Origin of the sequence: Mesorhizobium sp. M7A.F.Ca.ET.027.02.1.1 (genome assembly GCF_004022985.1) — a bacterium.
Lineage (GTDB): Bacteria > Pseudomonadota > Alphaproteobacteria > Rhizobiales > Rhizobiaceae > Mesorhizobium.
The window spans coordinates 1-461 of sequence record NZ_RZOL01000935.1 but is presented as its reverse complement, the minus strand read 5'-3'; the positions used below and the strand labels follow the sequence as shown (position 1 = coordinate 461).

Genomic DNA, 461 nt, shown 5'->3' with positions numbered 1-461 from the left:
GTGCGGTAGCCGAGGCGGGAGGCAGCAACAGCCAGCATGCGGCCGAGCTGGCCGCCGCCAATGATGCCGATGGTCGATCCGGCGGGCAGGCTCACGGCGTATCCGTCGGTTCTGCCGCGACCTTGGCGGTCTGCGCGGCGCGCCAGGCGTCCAGACGGACGGCAAGGCTGTCATCGTTCAGGGCCAGCACGGCAGCGGCCAGAAGGGCTGCGTTGGCAGCGCCGGCCTTGCCGATGGCCAGCGTGCCCACGGGAATGCCGGCCGGCATCTGGACAATGGACAGCAGCGAATCCTGCCCGGAAAGCGCTTTCGATTCCACCGGCACACCGAACACCGGCAGCGGCGTCATCGCCGCCGTCATGCCGGGCAGGTGCGCCGCACCGCCGGCGCCGGCGATGATCACCTGATAACCGGCTGCCTTGGCGCCCTTGGCGAAATCATAGAGCCGGTCCGGCGTGCGA

The 461-nt window shown here is 70.1% G+C and carries 1 protein-coding gene and 1 pseudogene; both read right to left on the bottom strand.

Annotation, left to right across the window (positions count from 1 at the left end; genetic code table 11):
* Positions 1-146: pseudogene (locus tag EN749_RS39340) on the bottom strand (5-(carboxyamino)imidazole ribonucleotide synthase); the annotation flags it as partial.
* Positions 92-461, bottom strand: a 370-nt coding sequence (purE, locus tag EN749_RS37090; RefSeq protein ID WP_128365152.1) for a 5-(carboxyamino)imidazole ribonucleotide mutase, incomplete at its 5' end; no start/stop codon positions are given. The gene purE and the pseudogene EN749_RS39340, both read right to left, overlap by 55 nt.